At 69.1% G+C, this 19378-nt stretch carries 20 protein-coding genes and 1 pseudogene; 13 read left to right on the top strand and 8 right to left on the bottom strand.

The window, feature by feature from the left end:
- The first annotated feature begins 47 nt into the window (after positions 1 to 47).
- From ACM6LR_RS33965 to ACM6LR_RS33950, 4 genes and pseudogenes are all read left to right on the top strand, one after another.
- Entirely contained in the window at positions 48 to 1439 is a 1392-nt protein-coding gene (locus ACM6LR_RS33965) for an NAD-dependent malic enzyme (protein ID WP_414945248.1), read from the top strand.
- Positions 1440 to 1580: 141 nt separating this feature from the next.
- Positions 1581 to 3119 (top strand): alpha/beta hydrolase, encoded by a 1539-nt coding sequence (locus ACM6LR_RS33960; protein WP_414941625.1) that lies wholly within the window; start codon positions 1581 to 1583, stop codon positions 3117 to 3119.
- Between the two features lie 16 nt (positions 3120 to 3135).
- Entirely contained in the window at positions 3136 to 3606 is a 471-nt protein-coding gene (gene moaC, locus ACM6LR_RS33955) for a cyclic pyranopterin monophosphate synthase MoaC (protein WP_414941626.1), read from the top strand.
- Positions 3603 to 4519: pseudogene (locus ACM6LR_RS33950) on the top strand (molybdenum cofactor biosynthesis protein MoaE). Before moaC ends, ACM6LR_RS33950 begins: the two are co-directional and overlap by 4 nt.
- 150 nt (positions 4520 to 4669) lie before the next feature.
- Here ACM6LR_RS33950 and ACM6LR_RS33945 read toward each other — a convergent pair.
- The 4 genes from ACM6LR_RS33945 to moaA all read right to left on the bottom strand — a co-directional run bounded on the left by ACM6LR_RS33945 (position 4670) and on the right by moaA (position 8101).
- A complete protein-coding gene (locus ACM6LR_RS33945) occupies positions 4670 to 5311 on the bottom strand; it encodes a transglycosylase family protein (protein WP_414941627.1) in 642 nt (213 codons plus the stop codon).
- Between the two features lie 456 nt (positions 5312 to 5767).
- Positions 5768 to 6655, bottom strand: a complete 888-nt coding sequence (locus tag ACM6LR_RS33940; RefSeq protein ID WP_414945247.1) for a phosphatidylinositol-specific phospholipase C/glycerophosphodiester phosphodiesterase family protein — start codon at positions 6653 to 6655, stop codon at positions 5768 to 5770.
- Between the two features lie 125 nt (positions 6656 to 6780).
- Positions 6781 to 7035 carry a MoaD/ThiS family protein gene (locus ACM6LR_RS33935; RefSeq protein WP_414941629.1) on the bottom strand — a complete coding sequence of 85 codons (255 nt, stop codon included), beginning with the start codon at positions 7033 to 7035 and terminating at the stop codon, positions 6781 to 6783.
- 1 nt (position 7036) lies between these two features.
- On the bottom strand, positions 7037 to 8101 hold the full coding sequence (gene moaA / locus ACM6LR_RS33930) for a GTP 3',8-cyclase MoaA (RefSeq protein WP_414941630.1): 1065 nt from the start codon (positions 8099 to 8101) through the stop codon (positions 7037 to 7039).
- Between the two features lie 168 nt (positions 8102 to 8269).
- Between moaA and ACM6LR_RS33925 the strand changes: the two genes are divergently transcribed.
- The 7 genes from ACM6LR_RS33925 to ACM6LR_RS33895 all read left to right on the top strand — a co-directional run bounded on the left by ACM6LR_RS33925 (position 8270) and on the right by ACM6LR_RS33895 (position 13336).
- Positions 8270 to 8497, top strand: coding sequence for a hypothetical protein (locus tag ACM6LR_RS33925; protein ID WP_414941631.1), 228 nt, complete (start codon positions 8270 to 8272; stop codon positions 8495 to 8497).
- Between the two features lie 33 nt (positions 8498 to 8530).
- Complete coding sequence (locus tag ACM6LR_RS33920) at positions 8531 to 8935, top strand: TOBE domain-containing protein (RefSeq protein WP_414941632.1); 405 nt, start codon at positions 8531 to 8533, stop codon at positions 8933 to 8935.
- On the top strand, positions 8932 to 9708 hold the full coding sequence (modA, locus tag ACM6LR_RS33915; protein WP_414941633.1) for a molybdate ABC transporter substrate-binding protein: 777 nt from the start codon (positions 8932 to 8934) through the stop codon (positions 9706 to 9708). Before ACM6LR_RS33920 ends, modA begins: the two co-directional genes overlap by 4 nt.
- An 85-nt stretch (positions 9709 to 9793) precedes the next feature.
- Positions 9794 to 10561: an ABC transporter permease gene (locus tag ACM6LR_RS33910; RefSeq protein WP_414941634.1), complete on the top strand. Its 768-nt coding sequence runs from the start codon at positions 9794 to 9796 to the stop codon at positions 10559 to 10561.
- Positions 10558 to 11670 (top strand): sulfate/molybdate ABC transporter ATP-binding protein, encoded by a 1113-nt coding sequence (locus tag ACM6LR_RS33905; RefSeq protein ID WP_414941635.1) that lies wholly within the window; start codon positions 10558 to 10560, stop codon positions 11668 to 11670. The genes ACM6LR_RS33910 and ACM6LR_RS33905 overlap by 4 nt, the downstream gene beginning before the upstream one ends.
- A gap of 17 nt (positions 11671 to 11687) precedes the next feature.
- Positions 11688 to 12482: an HAD-IIA family hydrolase gene (locus ACM6LR_RS33900; RefSeq protein WP_414941636.1), complete on the top strand. Its 795-nt coding sequence runs from the start codon at positions 11688 to 11690 to the stop codon at positions 12480 to 12482.
- Positions 12483 to 12520: 38 nt separating this feature from the next.
- Positions 12521 to 13336: a metallophosphoesterase family protein gene (locus tag ACM6LR_RS33895; RefSeq protein WP_414941637.1), complete on the top strand. Its 816-nt coding sequence runs from the start codon at positions 12521 to 12523 to the stop codon at positions 13334 to 13336.
- A 138-nt stretch (positions 13337 to 13474) separates the two neighbouring features.
- Here ACM6LR_RS33895 and ACM6LR_RS33890 read toward each other — a convergent pair whose 3' ends face one another.
- Together ACM6LR_RS33890 and ACM6LR_RS33885 are read right to left on the bottom strand one after the other, a co-directional pair.
- On the bottom strand, positions 13475 to 13849 hold the full coding sequence (locus ACM6LR_RS33890; protein ID WP_414941638.1) for a YccF domain-containing protein: 375 nt from the start codon (positions 13847 to 13849) through the stop codon (positions 13475 to 13477).
- Positions 13849 to 14610, bottom strand: coding sequence for a PhzF family phenazine biosynthesis protein (locus ACM6LR_RS33885; protein WP_414941681.1), 762 nt, complete (start codon positions 14608 to 14610; stop codon positions 13849 to 13851). The genes ACM6LR_RS33890 and ACM6LR_RS33885 overlap by 1 nt, the downstream gene beginning before the upstream one ends.
- A 139-nt stretch (positions 14611 to 14749) precedes the next feature.
- Here ACM6LR_RS33885 and ACM6LR_RS33880 point away from each other — a divergent pair, with 139 nt between their 5' ends.
- Positions 14750 to 16456, top strand: coding sequence for an AMP-binding protein (locus ACM6LR_RS33880; RefSeq protein ID WP_414941639.1), 1707 nt, complete (start codon positions 14750 to 14752; stop codon positions 16454 to 16456).
- Positions 16457 to 16551: 95 nt separating this feature from the next.
- Positions 16552 to 17700: a hypothetical protein gene (locus ACM6LR_RS33875; protein ID WP_414941640.1), complete on the top strand. Its 1149-nt coding sequence runs from the start codon at positions 16552 to 16554 to the stop codon at positions 17698 to 17700.
- A gap of 87 nt (positions 17701 to 17787) precedes the next feature.
- Here the strand turns inward: ACM6LR_RS33875 and ACM6LR_RS33870 are convergent, their stop codons facing one another.
- Positions 17788 to 18759, bottom strand: a complete 972-nt coding sequence (locus ACM6LR_RS33870; protein WP_414941641.1) for a R2-like ligand-binding oxidase — start codon at positions 18757 to 18759, stop codon at positions 17788 to 17790.
- Positions 18756 to 19367 carry a TetR/AcrR family transcriptional regulator gene (locus ACM6LR_RS33865; RefSeq protein ID WP_414945246.1) on the bottom strand — a complete coding sequence of 204 codons (612 nt, stop codon included), beginning with the start codon at positions 19365 to 19367 and terminating at the stop codon, positions 18756 to 18758. The genes ACM6LR_RS33870 and ACM6LR_RS33865 overlap by 4 nt, the downstream gene beginning before the upstream one ends.
- Positions 19368 to 19378 lie beyond the last annotated feature (11 nt).

The following is a 19378-nucleotide window of genomic DNA, read 5'->3' as shown; positions in this document are numbered from 1 at the left end:
GTAGGTTTCGCTCGACCTATCAGAGCGTTCTCAGCGGGGGTAGTGCCATGCCGGTTCCCGGTCCCGGATATTCGATCACCGTCCGGGTGGAGGCCCCCGCGTCGTCCAGCGCGGCGGGTGACCTGACCACGGCCGTCGGGCGGGTCGGCGGTGTGCTGACCGCGTTCGACGTCGTCGAGTCGCACCCCGAGTCGATCGTCGTCGACATCAGCGCCAACGCCCTGTCGGAGAACCACGCGCAGGACATCACGCAGACCCTGGACTCGCTCCCGGGCGTGCGGGTCCGCAAGGTCTCCGACCGGACCTTCCTGATCCACCTCGGCGGCAAGATCGAGGTCACCCCCAAGGTCGCGCTCCGTAACCGTGACGACCTCTCCCGCGCGTACACGCCGGGTGTCGCGCGTGTCTGCCAGGCGATCGCCGCGAACCCCGAGGACGCGCGCCGCCTGACCATCAAGCGGAACACCGTCGCCGTCGTCACCGACGGCTCGGCCGTGCTGGGGCTCGGCAACATCGGCCCGGCCGCCGCGCTCCCGGTGATGGAGGGCAAGGCGGCGCTGTTCAAGAAGTTCGCCGACGTCGACGCGTGGCCGGTGTGCCTGGACACCCAAGACACCGAAGAGATCATCAAGATCGTCAAGGCGATCGCCCCGGTTTACGCGGGCATCAACCTCGAGGACATCGCCGCGCCGCGCTGCTTCGAGATCGAGGCGCGCCTGCGCGAGCAGCTCGACATCCCGGTGTTCCACGACGACCAGCACGGCACCGCGATCGTCGTGGTCGCCGCGCTGCGCAACGCCCTGCGCGTGGTCGGGAAGAACATCGAAGACTGCAAGATCGTGGTCAGCGGTGTCGGCGCGGCCGGATCGGCGATCATCCGGCTGCTGCTGGGCAGGGGCCCCGGCGACATCGTGGCCGCCGACATCGACGGCATCGTGCACTCCGCGCGCGGCAACCTCGACGACAATCTCACCTGGATCGCCGAGCACACGAACAAGGAGCAGCAGGCGGGCACGCTGCACGAGGCGCTCGTCGGCGCCGACGTGTTCATCGGGGTCTCGGCGCCGAACCTGTTCGGCGCCGAGCAGGTCGCGACCATGAAGTCGGACGCCGTCGTGTTCGCGCTGGCCAACCCGGACCCGGAGATCGACCCGCTGGAGGCGCAGCAGCACGCCGCCGTCGTCGCCACCGGCCGCAGCGACTTCCCGAACCAGATCAACAACGTGCTCGCCTTCCCCGGCGTGTTCCGCGGCCTGCTCGACGCGCACGCGCACCAGGTCGACGACTCCATGCTGCTCGCGGCGGCCGACGCCATCGCGGACGTCGTGGACAACGGCAAGCTCAACGCGTCGTTCATCGTGCCCAGCGTCTTCGACAGCGCCGTCGCGCCCGCCGTCGCCGAGGCCGTCAAGCGGGCGGCCAAAGCCGTCCAGAAGTGACAGCAAAGGTCCCTTGCTCCGTTCGGGGCCGACGTCATCACTGAGGCCGACCCCGTGGCCGACTTCAGGGTGACGACTCCGTACCCGGCCCGCTCCTAGGCTCGATTCCGACCAGGAATTCGATCTTGACGGGGGTTGGGGATGAATCGCTCTGTCCTGAGCAGAATCGGGACACTCACGGCCGCGGCGGCGACCGTGGCGGTACTCGTGCCTGCCACGGCGTCCGCCGCGACGGGCTCGCCGCGCTGGGAACCATGTCCGGACGTGCCCACGCTGCAGTGCACCACCTTGAAGGTCCCGCTCGACTACCGGAACCCAGGCGGGCCTGCCATCGACATCGCCGTGTCGAAGCTCGCCAGCACCAAGCCGGCGAAGCGGCGCGGGATCATGCTGACGAACCCGGGCGGGCCCGGTGGCCCTGGGCTGACCATGCCGGACAGCCTGCGCGCCTCGGGCGTGCCGTCGAGCGTGCTCGACGCGTACGACATCATCGGATTCGACCCGCGGGGGATCGGCCGCAGCACACCGGTCACCTGCGATCTCAAGCCCGAGCAGCTGGTCAGCAACGTCCCGCTGTACGCGCGTGACGCGGCGGCGGTGGCGGAGCGGGCGACGTACGTGGCCGGTGTCGCGAAGCAGTGCGGTGAGTCGAAGACCGCGGCGAACCTGCCGTACATCACCACGGCCAACACCGCACGCGACATGGACCGCATCCGGGAAGCTCTCGGCGAGAAGAAGCTTTCCTACTACGGCGTCTCGTACGGCAGCTACCTCGGCGCCGTGTATTCGACGCTGTTCCCGCAGCAGACCGATCGTGTCGTGCTCGACAGCGTGACCGGTCCGGGCGGGCTCGACCCGGCAACCTCGCGTCGGCTCGCGGAGGGGTTCCAGGACCGCTTCCCAGACTTCGCGAAGTGGGCGGCGGCGCGTGACGCCAGTTACGGGCTCGGCCGTACTCCGCGGCAGGTGACGGCGAAGTTCTACGAACTCGCCGCCAAGCTCGACAGCGGCACGGTTCCCGGCGTGGACGGTGCGGCGTTCCGGATGGGCACGTTCGGTGCGCTGTACTCGACCACCGCCTTCCCCACGCTGGCACAGCAGTGGCAGGCGCTCGACAGCGAAGGCGTGCTGAAGCAGTCCGCTCAGGCCGCGCAGATCGACATCGGCAATGTGCTGTCCGGCCAGCTGCACGTGGTCTGCAACGATGCGAACTGGCCCGAGAACGTCGGGACCTACCAGCGCAATGTCGAGAAGGACCGGGTCAGGTACCCGATGTTCGGCGCGGCCGGGGCGAACATCTGGGCGTGCGCGTTCTGGCCGTCCGAGCCGATCGAGCCGCCGGTGCGGATCGGCGACCGCGGCCCGTCGAACATCCTGCTGGTGCAGAACCTGCGTGACCCGGCCACTCCGCTCAGTGGCGCCAAGGAGATGCGGCGCGCGCTGGGTGACCGGGCGCGGATGGTGTCGGTCGACGACGGCGGGCACGGGGTCTGGCTGAGCTCGGAGAACGCTTGCGGCAACAACGCCGTCAACCGGTTCTTCGTGGAAGGCAAGCGTCCCGCGCACGACACGGCCTGCGCCGCGGACAAGGGCGGGCTGTTCGATTCGATGACGCCGCGCCAGCGGCAGGATCGGGAGAAGGCGCTCGAAGAGGTTCGCTCGAAGCAGCGCGTGTTCTGAGGGCTAGCCTGCTGGCGTGAGTGAACTCAGCCACGTCGACCATACGGGCGCCGCCCGTATGGTCGACGTCTCCGGCAAGACGCCCACCGCGCGCACCGCGCTGGCCGGCGGCACCGTGCACACCACGGCCGAGGTGCTCGGCCTGCTGGCGACGGACGGGCTCCCCAAGGGCGACGCCCTCGCGACCGCCCGGATCGCGGGCATCATGGGCGCGAAGAAGGTGCCCGAGCTGATCCCGCTGTGCCACCAGATCGCGCTGTCCGGGGTGAAGGTCGAGTTCGTCCTCGACGAGACCGCCGTGCACATCACCGCGACCGCGAGGACGAACGACCGGACCGGCGTCGAGATGGAGGCGCTGACCGCCGTCGCCGTCGCCGGGCTGACCCTGCACGACATGATCAAGGCCGTCGACCCCGCCGCGACCCTCGACGACGTCCGACTGATCCGCAAGGACGGCGGCAAGGCCGGGACCTGGGAGCGGCCGTGAGCCGGCTGGCGAGGGTGATCGTGGCGTCGAACCGCGCCGCGAAGGGCGTCTACGAGGACAAGACCGGTCCGGTCATCACGGCCTGGCTCGCCGGGCGTGGCTGGGACGTGCCGGACCCCGTGGTCGTCGAGGACGGCGATCCGGTCGGTGAGGCCCTGCGCGACGCCGTCGCGGCCGGGGTCCAAGTGATCGTGACGACCGGCGGCACCGGTATCTCGCCGACCGACCGCACCCCGGACGTCACCCGCGCGATCCTCGACTACGAACTCCCCGGCGTCGCCGACGCCATCCGGGCCGCTGGCTTGCCCGCTGTGCCCACGGCGGTCCTCTCGCGCGGGGTCGCCGGTGTCGCCGGGCGGACCCTGGTGGTGAACCTGCCAGGGTCGCGTGGCGGCGTGAAGGACGGCCTGGGCGTCCTCGACGGGATCCTCGACCACGCCGTCGACCAGCTGGCGGGCGGCGACCACCCACGGGAGGCACAGCAGTGAACGTTCGGGTCGCACGGATCGCGGTGGTCGACGAGCCGCTTTCGGTCGAGGAACACGCCCGGCTGGTGGACGACGCGGCCGCGGGCGCCGTCGTCAGCTTCGGCGGGGTCGTGCGGGACCACGACGGCGGGCGCTCGGTGGACCGGCTCGCCTACGAGGGACACCCCAGCGCTTCGGAGGTGCTCGCGGAGGTCGTCGCGGATCTGTCGGCGAAGTGGACCGGCGTACGGGCTGTCGCTGTGAGTCACCGGCTGGGCGCGCTGGCCATCGGGGACGTCGCGCTGGCGTGCGCCGTGGCGGCCGAGCACCGGGGCCAGGCCTTCGCGGCCTGCTCGGAGCTGGTCGACGAGGTCAAGGCGCGGCTGCCGGTGTGGAAGCACCAGCACTTCACCGACGGCAGCGACGAGTGGGTCAACTCGCCGTAGTGCCGCCTGACTCACGGCAGCCCTGAGCGAGCGTCCCTGGATACGACAAAGCCCCACCGCCGGGGGAATAGGCGCGGTGGGGCTCTGTCAGTCGCGACCTGGCCACGCGGGGAAGCCCGCGGGCATCACGACTTGATGGTGCTCAAGAGCTCACTTGGTGGCGAGCTTCTGGCCGACGACGATGAAGTCGGCGTTCGGCACGTATTCCTTGTTCAGCTGCTGCAGCTTCTGGTAGCCGCCCTGAACGTCGAACTTGGAAGCGATCTTGGACAGCGTGTCGCCGGCGACGACGGTGTAGTCGCCCTGCGGGTGCGAGCCCGCGACGTTGGCGGCGGCCGGGGCCGGAGCCGGGGCCTGCTGCTTGGTGACCGGAGCGGTCGACTTCTTCGGGGTCACCTTCTTGGTGGCCTTCGGGGCGGTCGACTTGGCCTTGGCGGGGCTGGCGGAGCCGCCCTTCTTGCCACAGTGCGGCCACGCGCCGATGCCCTGGCCCTGGAGGACCCGCTCGGCGACGGCGATCTGCTGCTCACGCGACGCGTTGGCGGCGCTGCCGGTGCCACCGTAGGCGCGCCAGGTGCTCTGCGAGAACTGCAGACCACCGTAGTAGCCGTTACCGGTGTTGGTGCCCCAGTTGCCGCTGCTCTCGCACTGGGCGATGGCGTCCCAGTTGGTCGCCGACGCGGGGGTCGCGGCGATGGCGAGGGGGGCGCCGACCGCGACGCCGGCAATGGCGACACGGGCGATGTGGCGGGTGGCGGCGGACATCTTGCGGTGCTTGCCTCGGTACGACATGTGAATAGATCTCGCTCCCTGCGCCTACGAGCCTGTGCTGAGGGAAAGACCCGGGTGGGTCCGTCCGGCCGTTTCAGGCCGGCTGACTTCGCAGACGCACGACGCGTCGGCTCGGTCCCCTCGCCCCTGTCCGGAAATGCTTTCGCTCGGGGTTGGGTCCGGGAATCCGTTGGACAGGGCTCGGCGCTACGGGTTCCCGGTGTTGCGTGGTCGGTCGGGGCCAACCGAAAAGCGACGGTACGTAACGAACGGCCTGATCGGAAATTATTCGAGCTGTGACCTACATCACAGTAACAGCACGCAACCCATAACGATTCGGCTGTTTTTGCAGGTCAGCGGGCCGTTATCGGACCGTTTCCTGGCCGAGATAATTCACGGATCGTGAGGCTTGCATCACGTGGATTAAGGCGTGACTGGTCCATCCGTGCGCCTTCGCGCGGTAAGGGGCCGCGCACTTTAGCGAGACCTCAAGAAGTTCGCCAGCCCACTCAGGTCGTCTGTATTCAGGTGGTCGACCCCGGCGGTGACCAGCGCTTTCCATAACGCGTCACGCCCTGGTCCAGCGGTATCCGGGGTGGCCCAGAAGCGTACGCGCTGGCCCGCCGCGTGGGCCCTTTTGACCATTTCGTGTAGTTTCGCCCGCTCTGCGGCGGGGAAAGCGCCGTCGCCGGTCCAGGTGAACAGCCCGGTCCAGGAATCCGAGACCAGCGGGGTCACGCTGGGGTCCGAACCGATACCGAGGTCGTTCTCGTCCCTGATCCGGCCGTCGTAGAAGGCGAGCCGGAACCGCTGCCCGAGCATCACGTCCTTGGGCCGCCCGCCGGAGATCACCGCGGTGACCGCCCTCTTCCGCACGTGCCCGAACGCGTACAGAGAGAAGAGGAAGGAGTACCGCGGGTCGTGCAGCCGCTTCTCCAGCGCCGCGTAGGTGCTGTTCGCGTCGCCCTTGACGTCGATCAGCAGCTGGAACTCCGTTGATGCCTTCTCGGCGGGAAAGCGTGCCTCGAAGGGGGTGCGCCGACGGTAAACGCTCCCGTGGTTGGCCAGGACGCGCTTGCGCAGCGGCTCCAGGTAGAGCGACTCCAGGGTGCGGTCCGGGCGGGTGTCCGCGAGGTCGTGCGCGACCAGCAGTTGCCCGTCCACCAGATAGATGTCGGCCTCGACGCTGGTGAAGCCCCGATCGAGCGCGTCGTGCAGTGGACGCGTGTGCTCGTAGTCGTTGTGGCTGTGCGCCTGCGGCAGCGGCCGGACGCCGCGTTCGTGGGCGGACGCCGGTGCGGTCGCCAGGCTCGTGGCGGCGACCGCGGCGAGCAGCGCGGCGAGGACGCGGCGGGGAGTGATCACTTGGGCATCCTTGGCGGCTTCGGCGTCCGGCCGGTGAATTCCAGGCGGACCGTGGATCAAGGACCCCGGAACGGCTCGCGGGGGAGCAAGGGACCTTTGCTATCGCTTTCCCGCGTTCGCGCTGGTCAGCCGCCCGCGAATGGGGGCAGGACGTCCAGTTCGGAGGCATCGGTCAGCGGCTTGGTGAGATCGCGCACCGCGATGCCGTCCAGCAGGTACGAGACCGCGTCGAGCAGCTTCGCCAGCTTCTCCGGGTGGAGCTCCCGCAGGTGAGCGACGGCGTCGGCGACGCGGGCGCCGTCCGGCAGCGTCACCTTCTCTTCGTCGAAGCCCACGGCCGCGCGCGCCGAGGCGAAGTACCGCACCACGATGGTCACCATGTCAGCCGCCGATCGCGCTCATCGGCCGGATCGGCTGCGCGAAACCGGCCTCGTTGATCTCGTGCCCGGCGAGCTTGCCCCACATGGTCGCCCGCCACATATCCGCTACCTCTTCTTCGCGCGCGCCCGCGCGCACGAGCGCGCGTAGGTCCGTCTCGTCATTACTGAACAGGCAGGACCGCACCGCGCCATCGGCGGTCAGCCTCGTGCGCTCACAGGCGCCGCAGAACGGCCTCGTCACCGAGCCGATCACGCCGACGTCGCCCGGTCCGCCGTCGACCAGCCAGCGTTCGGCGGGCGCCCCGCCGCGTGCGGTGGGGAACGGGGACAGTGAGAACGCCTCGCCGAGCATGCCGAGGATCTCCTCGGCGGTGATCATGTCGCGCCGGTTCCAGCCGTGCTGCGCGTCCAGCGGCATCTGCTCGATGAAGCGCAGGTGGTAGCCCTCGGCGAGGCAGAACCGCAGCAGCGGCACGGCCTGGTCCTCGTTCAGCCCGCGCATCAGCACCGCGTTGACCTTCACCGGGTCCAGCCCGGCCTCCCGCGCCGCGGCCATACCGGCGAGCACGTGGGGCAGCCTGTCGCGACGCGTGATCGCCTCGAACAGCGCGCGGTCGACGGTGTCCAGTGAGACGTTGACGCGGTCCAGCCCGGCGGAGGCGAGCGCCTTCGCGCGCTTCGCGAGCCCGATCCCGTTGGTGGTCATGGAAAGCCTCGGCCGCGGTTCGAGTGCCGCGATCCGTTCGACGACGTGCTCCAGGCCAGGGCGCAGGAGCGGTTCGCCGCCGGTGAGCCGGATGTCGGTGACGCCGAGCCGTTCGACGGCGATCCGCAGCAGGAGCACGAGTTCGTCGTCGGTCAGCACGTCCGCGCTCGGCATCCATTCGAGCCCCTCGGCGGGCATGCAATAGGTACAGCGCAGATTGCACTTGTCGGTGAGCGAAACCCTCAGGTCCGTCGCCACCCTGCCGAAGGTGTCGATCAGCGCGGGGTTGTCGGGCCTGGGCACGGTGGGGCGGCCACGTGTGCCGGGGACACGGGGAAACCCGAGATCGACTGCTGTCATTACCACCAGACTAACCCTGAAGCGGAGAAAACCGACTGTCTGGAATGCCTTTCGTACCGAATCGCCGTATGGCCTGGTTTTCTTCCCGAAGGGTTTTCCGGATGGCGAAATACCCGCTCTCGGCGGAGAAATTGGCCCGCTTCGCCCATCTCGGCGGGAAGGCAGCACGTGACCGTCCTCCGGCACGCGAGGATCGCCGAACCGACCGGCTTGTCGACAGGGGCTGTGACCGGCGTCATGGACAGGCTCGAGCCGCTCTTCGAATCCGCGTATTCGACCATGAAGGCGCTCTTTGAGGAGTTCTCTTCCGAGGAGCGGAAAGTGCTGGAGTGTTTCCAGAGCGCGTTGCTCGATGGCCTCCGCGACGAACTGCCCGGCACTTCCTCGCATCCGTAGCTTTTCCGCATCTGCGCCAAGTATCCTCCTGTCATGCCGCAATTTCGGTTGTCGGAAGCCGCTCGCCTGCTCGGAGTCAGCGATGACACCGTCCGCCGCTGGGTGCGCGCCTGCCAGTTGACCGCGTTCGACGACTCGGCGGGCCGCAAGGTCGTCGACGGCGCCGAACTCGCCGCGTTCGCCAAGGCGCAGGCCGAACAGCCCGAGGATCCTTCGAGCGTCGGCCGCTCCGCGCGCAACCGGTTCGTCGGCCTGGTCACCGAGGTCATCACGGACAAGGTGATGGCACAGGTCGAACTGCAATGCGGCCCGCACCGCGTGGTCTCCCTGATGAGTTCCGAAGCCGTCCGCGAACTCGGGCTGCGGCCGGGAGTGCTCGCGGTCGCCGTCGTCAAGGCGACCACCGTCGTGATCGAGACTCCGGAAGGAAGCCGATGAGGAGACTCGCCTCTGCCCTGCATGTGCCCGCCCTGCTCGCGCTGACACTGGCCGCGACGGCCTGCGGTTCGGAGCAGCCCGTCACCGCACAGATCGAAGCGAGGACTCTGACGGTGTTCGCCGCGGCGTCGCTGACCGAGTCCTTCGGGACCCTGGGGAAGCGGTTCGAGGCGCAGAACTCCGGGGTGACCGTGAAGTTCAGCTTCGAGGGTTCCTCGGCGCTGGTCCAGAAGCTGACCCAGGGCGCGAAGGCCGACGTGTTCGCTTCCGCCGATCACGCCAATATGGACGAAGCCACCAAGGGCGAGGTGATCGACGGGCAGCCATCGGTGTTCGCCACCAACCGGCTCGCCATCGCCGTCGGCAAGGGCAACCCCCAGGGCATCAAGGGCCTGGCGGATCTGGCCAAGGACGGCCTGACCGTGGTCGTCTGCGCGCCGCAGGTGCCGTGCGGGTCGGCGGCGAAGAAGGTCCAGCAGTCGTCCGGGGTCACGCTCAAGCCGGCGAGCGAGGAGCAGGACGTCAAGTCGGTGCTCGCGAAGGTGCGGTCAGGCGACGCCGACGCCGGTCTCGTCTACGTCACCGACGCGACGTCGGCTGCCGGGAAAGTGGACAAGGTGGACTTCCCCGAGTCGGCGAGCGCGATCAACGACTACCCGATCGCGGTGGTCAAGGACGCTCCCCAGGCTCACCTCGCCGGGTTGTTCAGGGACTTCGTCCTCAGTGCGGAAGGCAAGCAAGAGCTGGCGAAGGTCGGTTTTGGCGCGCCCTGACCCCGCAAGTAGTCCTCTAGTTGCGGTAGATGCACGCGCAAGGACCGCAACTAGAGGACGAATCGCGGGGGCCGGGGTGCCGTGGGTGCTGTGGCCGCCGGCCGTCTGCGCGCTGGCGCTGGTGGTGCTGCCGGTGGTCGGCTTGCTGGTGCGCTCGGACCTGAGCCGGTTCCCGAGTCTCATCGCTTCGCCGTCGTCGCTGAACGCGCTCAAGCTGTCACTGGTCACGGCCGGACTGTCCACTGTGGCCTGCGTGCTGCTCGGTGTCCCGCTCGCCGTCGTGCTCGCCCGGTCGAGGGCGCGCGGCGTCCGCGTGCTGCGCGCGGTGGTACTGCTGCCGCTGGTCCTGCCCCCGGTGGTCGGCGGCCTCGCGCTGCTGTACCTGCTGGGCCGCAAGGGTTTCCTCGGCATCCTGGTGACCGCTTTGACCGGTGAGCAGGTGCCGTTCACCACGGCGGCGGTGGTCATCGCGCAGACGTTCGTCGCGATGCCGTTCCTCGTGGTCAGCCTCGAAGGCGCCCTGCGCGGCGCCGGTGACCGCTACGAACGGGTCGCCTCGACGCTCGGCGCGAAGCCGTGGACGGTGTTCCGCCGGGTCACGCTGCCGTTGCTGATGCCCGCGCTCGGTTCGGGGATCGTGCTGAGCTTCGCGCGAGCCTTGGGTGAATTCGGCGCCACGATCACCTTCGCGGGCAGCCTGGAAGGCGTGACCCGGACCCTGCCGCTGGAGGTCTACACCCAGGCCGAGGTCGACGTCGACAGCGCTGTGGCGCTCGCGTTGCTGCTCATCCTGGTCGCCGTCGCGGTGATCGCGCTCGCCCGGCCGCGCGCGCTCGAAGGAGTCCGGTCGTGACCCTCTCGGCCGAGATCGCCCTGCGGCGCGGCGAGTTCGCACTGGCCGTCGAGTTCGACGTACCCGACGGTGGCGTGCTCGCGCTTCTCGGCCCGAACGGGTCAGGAAAGTCCAGTGTGCTCGGTTGCCTCGCCGGGCTGCTCCGCCCGGACCGGGCGCGGATCACCTTGGACGGCCGCGGCCTGGCGGGCCTGCCGCCGCACGCGCGTGGCATCGGCCTGCTCGCCCAGGACGCCCTGCTCTTCCCGCATCTGTCCGCTTTGGACAACGTCGCCTTCGCGCCGCGATCGACCGGCGCCGGACGCGCCGAGGCGAAGAGACGTGCGCGGGAGTGGCTGACCGAAGTGGACGCGCTCGAACTGGCCGGACGGCGGCCCGCGCAGCTCTCCGGCGGCCAGGCGCAGCGAGTCGCGATCGCGCGGGCGCTGGCGGCCGAGCCGGGACTTCTGCTGCTTGACGAGCCCTTCGCCGCTCTCGACGTCGACGCGGCGCCCGCCATCCGCGGCCTGCTTCGGCGGGTGCTGCGTTCCGGGCCGCCGACCGTGCTGGTCACCCACGACCCCCTCGACGCGCTGGCGCTGGCCGATCACGTCGCCGTCCTCGACGGCGGCCGGATCGTCGAACGCGGGGAGACCCGGAAGGTCCTCGCGGCGCCGCGCACGGCGTTCACCGCGCGGATCGCCGGGCTGAACCTGGTGCCCGGCGTCGCCGTCGAGAGCGGTTTGCGCACGTCAGGCGGGCAGTTGGCGGGGATCCCGGCGGAGGACGTCGTCGAGGGCGAAGCGGCTGTGGCCGTCTTCGCGCCCAGCGCCGTCGCCGTGTACCCGCGGGACGGCGAACACCTGGGCAGCCCGCGCAACACCGTCGAGGGAGTCGTCGACGCGCTCGAACCACACGGACCGGTGATCCGCGTCCGGACCCGCGGTGACGACTGGGCGGCCGGTCTCGCCGCCGATCTGACCCCCGCCGCGGTCGCCGAACTGGCGCTCGAACCAGGGACACCGGTCACCCTTTCGGTCAAGGCGGCGTCCGTGGCCGTTCACGCCGTCGCGGATCACCAGGCCCGGACCCCGCCCCGCCACCGCCCTCAACGGACAGGCTTCGCCTGACTGTCTAGATTGAAGGCATGAACGAGCGCCGTTGGACGTACCTCAGCGACATGGATGGCGTGCTGGTCAAGGAGGAGCACCTCGTGCCCGGCGCGGACGAGTTCCTCAAGGAACTGCGCGCCAACGACATCGGCTTCCTGGTGCTGACCAACAACTCGATCTATACCCCGCGTGACCTGCGCGCGAGGCTCGAGCGGACCGGTCTCGACATCCCCGAGGAGGCCATCTGGACCTCCGCGCTGGCGACCGCCAAATTCCTCGCGTCGCAGCGGCCGAACGGCTCGGCCTTCGTGATCGGCGAGGCCGGGCTCACCACGGCGCTGCACGAGGTCGGCTATGTGCTGACCGAACGCGACCCGGACTACGTCGTCCTCGGCGAAACGCGCACGTACAGCTTCAGCGCGATAACCCGCGCGATCCGGCTCATCGAGGGCGGCGCGAAGTTCATCGCCACCAACCCCGACGCCACCGGCCCCAGCGTGGAGGGCTCCATGCCCGCCACCGGCTCGGTCGCCGCGCTGATCGAAAAGGCGACCGGCCGCTCGCCGTACTACGTCGGCAAGCCCAACCCGCTGATGATGCGCTCGGCGCTGCGGCGGCTCGGCGCGCATTCGGAGTCGACGCTGATGATCGGCGACCGGATGGACACCGACGTCCACTCGGGAATCGAGGCCGGACTGCAGACGATCCTGGTGCTGACCGGCATCTCCAGCAGGCAAAGCGCCGAGCACTACCCCTACCGGCCGACCATGATCATCGACTCGATAGCCGATCTGGTCGGGCGGACCGGCGACCCGTTCGGCGAAGGCTGAACGAGGCAACGGCGGGCGGAGGGATTATCGTCACAGAGATGCACGACGATCAGCCTCCGTCACCGACCTACGTGGTCGGTGACGTGCACGGACACCGGGACGAGCTGGCAGGGGCGCTCCGGGAGAAGGGGCTGCTCGACGCCGACGACGACTGGGCCGGTGGTGAAGCCACCCTCTGGTTCCTCGGCGACTTCGTCGACCGGGGGCCCGACGGCGTCGGCGTCATCGACCTGGTGATGCGGCTGGAACGGCAGGCCGCCAAGGCGGGCGGGCACTGCGGGACGCTGCTGGGCAACCACGAGATCCTGCTGCTCGGGATGTACCACTTCGGCGACACGGAGGTGCCGTCCGACTTCGGGCCGCGCAGCTTCGCGCGCAGCTGGGAGATCAACGGCGGCCTGCTCGCCGACCAGGACCGGCTCACGCCGCAGCACATCGAATGGCTGTCTTCGCGCCCGATGCTGACGCTGGCCGCCGACCACCTGCTGATGCACTCGGACACGCTCGAGTACCTCGACTGGGGTGCCGACATCGACGCGATCAACGCGCGCGGCCGCGAGATCCTCGAAGGCAGCGACATCCAGGCCTGGTGGGACGTGTGGCGGCGGATGACCACGCGCTACGCCTTCCGCGGCCCGGATGGCGCCGACGTCGCGCAGCAGCTGATGGACCGGCTCGGTGGCGAGCGGATCGTGCACGGGCACAGCGTCATCGCCGACCAGCTCGGCATCCACCCGGCGCAGATCGAGGGGCCCTATCTCTACGCGGGCGGGAAGGCGCTGGGGATCGACGGCGGGTTGTTCGTCGGAGGTCCTTGCCTGATCATTTCGCTGCCTTGGGAGCCCGAGGACTGAGCATGGCGGGGGCTGTCGCTACCTCGCCGACCTGGCGCGGGGAGCGGATCGCGCAACCTCGCCGCGTGAAGGACGCTTTCCCCTCGTGCCATGCGGGGACAGTCCCCTTCACCCAGGCGGAAAGCTCACGGGGGCGCCTTACGGCAGCTCCACGATCTCCTTGCCCAGCGGCATCAGCGAGACCGGGATCATCTTGAAGTTCGCCACGCCCAGCGGGATCCCGATGATCGTGATGCACAGCGCGACCCCGGTCAGCACGTGCCCGATCGCGAGCCACAGCCCGGCGAAGACGAACCAGATGACGTTGCCGATCGTGGACGCCGCTCCGGCGTCGTGCTGGTCGACCACCGTGCGGCCGAACGGCCACAGCGCGTAGGCCGCGATCCGGAACGACGCCAGGCCGAACGGGATGGTGACGATCAGGACGCAGCAGATGACGCCGGCGACGACGTAGCCGAGTGCCATCCACAGGCCGCACAGCACGAGCCAGATGACGTTCAGGATCAGGCGCATCAGACGTGCAACTCCCCACTGGCCACGGTGACCGCTTGCCCCGAAAGCAGGACACGGTCGCCTTCGAGATTCATCCGCACGATGCCACCGCGCGCCGAGGCCTGCTCGCCGACCAGCTTGTCCCGGCCGAGGCGTGCGGCCCAGTACGGCGCCAGGACGCAGTGCGCGGAGCCGGTCACGGGGTCCTCGTCGACGCCGACGCCCGGCGCGAAGAACCGGGTGACGAAGTCGATCCCGTCGACGTCGCCCGTGGCGGTGACCATCAGCCGTCCGGTCCAGTGCGCGCGCAGCGCGGCCAGGTCCGGCCCGAGCGATCGGACCACCGAAGCGTCGTCCACCACCGCGAACACGTTCTGGTGACTGCGTCCGACGTACTCGAAGGAGACACCCGGCAGGATCGAGGACAGGTCGTCGTCCGATTCCCGGGGCGGATCCGACGGGAAGTCCATCGACACCCAGCCGTCTTCGGCGCGGCAGCGCAACTCGCCGCTTCTCGTCGTGAAGGTCTGCTCGCCGCCCAGGACGTGCGTGGTCGCCAGTGTCGCGTGCCCGCACAGGTCGACCTCGGTCTCCGGCGTGAACCAGCGAAGCGACTTCGGTCCTTCGCCTCCCACCTCGACGAAGGCCGTCTCGGCGTGCTTCAACTCGGCCGCGACGGACTGCATCCAGCCCGCGTCGCCCGGCGAGTCCAGCAGCACGACTCCGGCTGAGTTGCCGGCGAAGGCCTCGGAGGTGAAGGCGTCGACGATGTAGAGGCGCATGTCTTCGACGATATCGGGCATCCGGGAGCCCGGCCTCCGGGTTTCCCCCGAGGTGTCGTGGGTCTCCACTCGCAGGTGGTCCAGGTCACCGGGGTTTTCTAGACTCGACGTGTCGATGCCGCCGAACGCAGGAGTCTCCATGCCTGACGCCCCCGCCTTGCCGGTTTCGAGGCACGCTTTCCCGCAAAGAACCCATCAGCGCAGTTACGCGTCGGGAATCTCGGACGCCCCGCTGCTGGGGGACACCATCGGTGACAACTTCGACCGCACCGTGGCCGCCTTCGGCGACCGGGACGCGCTCGTCGACCGGGCGGCCGGGAAACGCTGGACCTACAACGAACTCGCCGCCGAGGTGAACGCGCTCGCACTGGGCCTGCTGGACCTCGGGATCGCCAAGGGCGACCGCGTCGGCATCTGGTCACCGAACCGGTGGGAGTGGACCTGCGTCCAGTACGCCACCGCGAAGATCGGCGCGATCCTGGTCAATATCAACCCGGCGTACCGCTCGCACGAACTCGAGTACGTGCTGAAGCAGGCCGGGATCAAGCTCATCGTGGCCGCGAACTCGTTCAAGACCTCGGACTACGCCGGCATGATCACCGAGGCGGGGCCGAAATGCCCGGCGCTGGCACACGTGGTGCTGCTCGACAGCCCGGCGTGGCAGTCGCTGCTGGAGATCGGGGGAAAAGCCGACCGCGCGCCGCTGACCGAACGGCAGAGTGAGCTGTCCGCGGACGATCCGATCAACATCCAGTACACCTCCGGCACGACGGGTTTCCCCAAGGGCGCCACGCTGAGCCACCACAACATCCTGAACAACGGCTACTTCGTCGGCGAACTCTGCGACTACACCGAAGCCGACAAGATCTGCGTCCCCGTGCCCTTCTACCACTGCTTCGGCATGGTGATGGGCAATCTCGCCGCCACCAGCCACGGCGCGTGCGTGGTCATCCCGGCGCCCGCCTTCGAGCCGAAGGCCACGCTGGAAGCCGTCGCGGCCGAGAAATGCACGTCCCTGTACGGGGTTCCGACGATGTTCATCACCGAGCTGGCCGACCCGGACTTCGAGTCCTACGACCTCTCCTCGCTGCGCACCGGGATCATGGCGGGCTCGCCCTGTCCGGTCGAGGTGATGAAACAGGTCATCGACCGGATGGGCATGGCGGAGGTGTCGATCTGCTACGGCATGACCGAGACGTCGCCGGTGTCCACGCAGACCCGTGCGGACGATTCGGTGGAGCGGCGGGTTTCGACGGTCGGGCGGGTCGGGCCGCATCTGGAGGTCAAGGTCGTCGATCCGGAGACCGGGCTGACCGTGCCGCGCGGCGAGCCGGGCGAACTCTGCACGCGCGGCTACTCGGTGATGCTCGGCTACTGGGAACAGACCGACAAGACGGCCGAGGCGATCGACGCGGCGCGGTGGATGCACACCGGCGACCTCGCGATCATGGACGCCGACGGGTACGTCACCATCACCGGCCGCATCAAGGACATGGTCATCCGCGGCGGGGAGAACCTGTACCCGCGCGAGATCGAGGAGTTCCTCCACACCCATCCGGACATCCTCGACGCGCAGGTCATCGGCGTCCCCGACGTGAAGTACGGCGAGGAACTGATGGCGTGGGTCCGCCTGCACGAGGGCGCGTCACCGCTGACGATCGAGGCGCTGCGGGAGTTCTGCGAGGGGAAGCTGGCGCGCTACAAGATCCCGCGCTATGTCCACGTCGTCGAGGACTTCCCGATGACGGTGACCGGCAAGGTGCGCAAGGTCGAGATGCGGGAGCAGTCGATCAGCATTCTCGGGTCGGAAACGGCGGTCTCCACCGAACACGCCCGAACGGATTGACACTTCGGGGCAACCTGTCACAGAGCTGAAACGTGTTCCCCGTGCGGCAGGAAGTCCCGCAGAGCGCGGGACGGTGGGGGCCGCCCAGGGGAAACATGTTCAGTCAACGAAGTAAACGTTTACTGGCCACGCTCGCGGTGGCCGCGGCTCTTCCGCTCTCCCTTCCCGCGGTCGCGAGCGCGGCGGCGGGCCCGATCGATCTCGGTCTCCTGCCCGGTGACGAGATGACCCAGGTGAACGCGGTCGGCGACCGGGGGCAGCTCGTCGGGGAGTCCTGCAGTACCGAGCCGCACACGCATTTCTGCACCGCGGTGAAATGGGACCGGGCAGGCCGGATCTCCGTGCTGCCGTCACTGGGCGGCGGTTTCGGCTCGCCGAAAACGATCAACGGGAGCGGGGTGGCCGTCGGCAACGCGACCGGACGGGACCTGAGCACGCGGGCCGTGCGCTGGTCCCCGGACGGCGCGGTCACCGAACTGCCCGCGCCGCCGGGCGGCCGGACCTGGGAGGCGACGGGGATCAGCACGCTCGGCGTCATCGTCGGATCGGGTCAGGACGCCGACGGCGGGCAGCGCGGGCTGCGCTGGGACCCGTCGGGGAACGTCACGGTGCTCGCCGCCCCGCCGGTGGCGGGCAACTACTACGCGACCGCGATCACCCGTGACGGGCGGTTCATCGCCGGACAACTCCACGAGGCCGACGGCAGCAACCGGATCTTGCGCTGGAACGCCGCCGGCGAGGTCACCGTGCTCGGTCCCGTGGACGAGTACAGCTCGTTCGGCGAGCTGAACGCCTCCGGCGAGATCGTCGGCAGGACCACGATCAACGACCGGCACGCGGCGGTGAAGTGGACCGCGGACGGCCGCATGATCGAACTCGGCTGGATGAACCCGTACGCCACGGAGGCACTGGGGCTCAACGGTTCCGGGGTCTCGGTGGGAATGGGTTACGTCGATTCCCCGAGCGGCTCCCTTCCCGCCCCGGTGCGCTGGGCGAGTGACGGGACGATGACGCTGCTGTCCGGCACCGACGGTCAGGCCGAGGACATCGACCCGCGGGGCCGGATCGTCGGCCGCGCGGGAAACGCCTCGCTCTGGGACGCGAACGGGGTGCGGACCGACCTCGGAACGCTGCCGGGCGGTGGTTTCAGCCGGGCGCAGCTGATCGGTCTCGACGGGACGATCGCGGGGGGCGCGGTCGCCGCGGACGGCAACTGGCACGCCGTCTACTGGCCAGCCAGGTAAGTCCGTGAAGGACGCTTTCCCCGCATGCGATGCGGGGAAAGCGCCCTTCACCGCATGAGACGCGGGCAAAGTCCCCTTCAGCTCCCGTTAAGCGGCGGAGTTGGTAGCGGCCGCGGCGATCGCCTTCGCGTCTTCTTCACCGAAGGTCTCTTCGAGGTTCTCCGGCGAGTAGTCGAGGTCGATCTGCTCCACCGGCATTCCGCGCGCGGACTCGATCGCGCCGAGACGGCGCTGCGCCCGATCGGCCGCGTACTGGATGATCTCCTCCGGGTCGTTGTCGAACGGGACCTCCTCGAACTGGTCCTGTACCCACTGGATCATGTTGAGCGCGTGGGGAAGCAGCTCGCCCATGCGCTGCTGCACCGCGTCCCAGAGCGAGTCGTCCGCGGCGACGTGACGGCGGCAGGTGAAGGTGCCCCAGGCCATGTGGCGGCGTTCGTCGTCGCCGATGCGGCGCACGAGTTCCTGCATGCCCGGCAGGATGTCGTGCTGCGTGCAGATCAGCTGCCACGAGTAGTACCCGGTCAGCGCGAGACTGCCTTCGATGACGTGGTTGTAGGTGACGCTCGCGCGGATCTGGTTGAGCGGACTGGGATCGTCCTCCAGCGCCCGCAGTGACCGCGGCAGCTCTTCGTAGAAAAGCTTGCGGTAGTGGGGATTCTCGGCGACGTACGGATGCAGGTCCTCGGTCAGGCCGACGGCGTCCATCCAGCGTCGGAACACCTCGGTGTGCTTGGCCTCTTCGAAACAGAACTGCGTCAGGTACATCTCGTCGCCGAACCGGCCGGTCGCGGACATCGCCCGCATGAACGGCTGGATGTCCTCCGTGACCGCCTCTTCCCCCGCGATGAACTGCGCCACGAGGTACGTCGCCGACCGCTGCTGCTCCGGGTTGAGGGTGTCCCAGCCCTCGCGTTCACGGGAGAAGTCGATGTCGGCGGGATTCCAGAACTTCTTGTTGCCCTTGGCGAACAGCCGTAGCGGGAACGAGTCCCAGTTCAGCCCGCCCTTGCGCAGAGAGGAAAAACCGGTCCGCAGCTCAGAGAGCGTGTCGGTCACAAGGTCTCCTTCGAATCGTGGGTCAGTGCCCGGATGGCCGGTGCCAGCACGGCGACGACGGAAGCCGCCGCCTCGTCGGCCGAATGCGTCGGCATGACGAGATGGGACAGAGAAAGCCGCACGACGGTCTCCGCCAGCAGCGCGGCGGACCCCGTCGAGAGCGACGGCTCGAACTCGCGGTACTGCCCGGCCGCGACCTCGGTGGCGGCGGTCAGGATCGGTTCGCCCTTGGTGGTGAGCAACGGCAAGAGGTCTTCACCGGCCCCGGTGCCCAGCGCGGTGGCGACCAGGCGGTTCTCGCGGGCGTGCTCGATGGTGTAGACGACGGCCTCGCGGATGCCGTCGCGGAGGTTTCGCGCGTGCTCGACGCGCAGCCGGATGCCCTCCAGGAACTCCGAGGTCGTCCGGAGCACGACGGCCTCGGCGAGCGCGGCCTTGTTGCCGAACTCGTTGTAGACGGTCTGCCTGCTCACCCCGGCGTGCGCGGCGACGTCCGCCATCCGCAGCGCCGTGAAGCCGCGCTCGGTGAGCAGTTCGGTGGCGGCTTCGAGGAGCGCCCCCCGCAGAGAGGCCTTGGTTCGATCGGAGAAGCTCGTGATCTCGCCCACACTTCCAGCTT

The organism is Amycolatopsis sp. cmx-11-32, from assembly GCF_047608695.1.
GTDB lineage: Bacteria > Actinomycetota > Actinomycetes > Mycobacteriales > Pseudonocardiaceae > Amycolatopsis.
This window is presented reverse-complemented; position numbering and strand designations above follow the sequence as displayed.

Excerpts from the sequence above, each read along its gene's own strand:
- ACM6LR_RS33875 (WP_414941640.1), top strand. The coding sequence starts at position 16,552 with ATGTTCAGTCAACGAAGTAAACGTTTACTGGCCACGCTCGCGGTGGCC.
- ACM6LR_RS33890 (WP_414941638.1), bottom strand. The coding sequence starts at position 13,849 with ATGCGCCTGATCCTGAACGTCATCTGGCTCGTGCTGTGCGGCCTGTGG.
- ACM6LR_RS33920 (WP_414941632.1), top strand. The coding sequence starts at position 8,531 with ATGCCGCAATTTCGGTTGTCGGAAGCCGCTCGCCTGCTCGGAGTCAGC.
- moaA (WP_414941630.1), bottom strand. The coding sequence starts at position 8,101 with ATGACAGCAGTCGATCTCGGGTTTCCCCGTGTCCCCGGCACACGTGGC.
- ACM6LR_RS33895 (WP_414941637.1), top strand. The coding sequence starts at position 12,521 with ATGCACGACGATCAGCCTCCGTCACCGACCTACGTGGTCGGTGACGTG.
- modA (WP_414941633.1), top strand. The coding sequence starts at position 8,932 with ATGAGGAGACTCGCCTCTGCCCTGCATGTGCCCGCCCTGCTCGCGCTG.
- ACM6LR_RS33880 (WP_414941639.1), top strand. The coding sequence starts at position 14,750 with ATGCCTGACGCCCCCGCCTTGCCGGTTTCGAGGCACGCTTTCCCGCAA.
- ACM6LR_RS33965 (WP_414945248.1), top strand. The coding sequence starts at position 48 with ATGCCGGTTCCCGGTCCCGGATATTCGATCACCGTCCGGGTGGAGGCC.
- ACM6LR_RS33935 (WP_414941629.1), bottom strand. The coding sequence starts at position 7,035 with ATGGTGACCATCGTGGTGCGGTACTTCGCCTCGGCGCGCGCGGCCGTG.
- ACM6LR_RS33885 (WP_414941681.1), bottom strand. The coding sequence starts at position 14,610 with ATGCGCCTCTACATCGTCGACGCCTTCACCTCCGAGGCCTTCGCCGGC.
- ACM6LR_RS33900 (WP_414941636.1), top strand. The coding sequence starts at position 11,688 with ATGAACGAGCGCCGTTGGACGTACCTCAGCGACATGGATGGCGTGCTG.
- ACM6LR_RS33960 (WP_414941625.1), top strand. The coding sequence starts at position 1,581 with ATGAATCGCTCTGTCCTGAGCAGAATCGGGACACTCACGGCCGCGGCG.
- ACM6LR_RS33945 (WP_414941627.1), bottom strand. The coding sequence starts at position 5,311 with ATGTCGTACCGAGGCAAGCACCGCAAGATGTCCGCCGCCACCCGCCAC.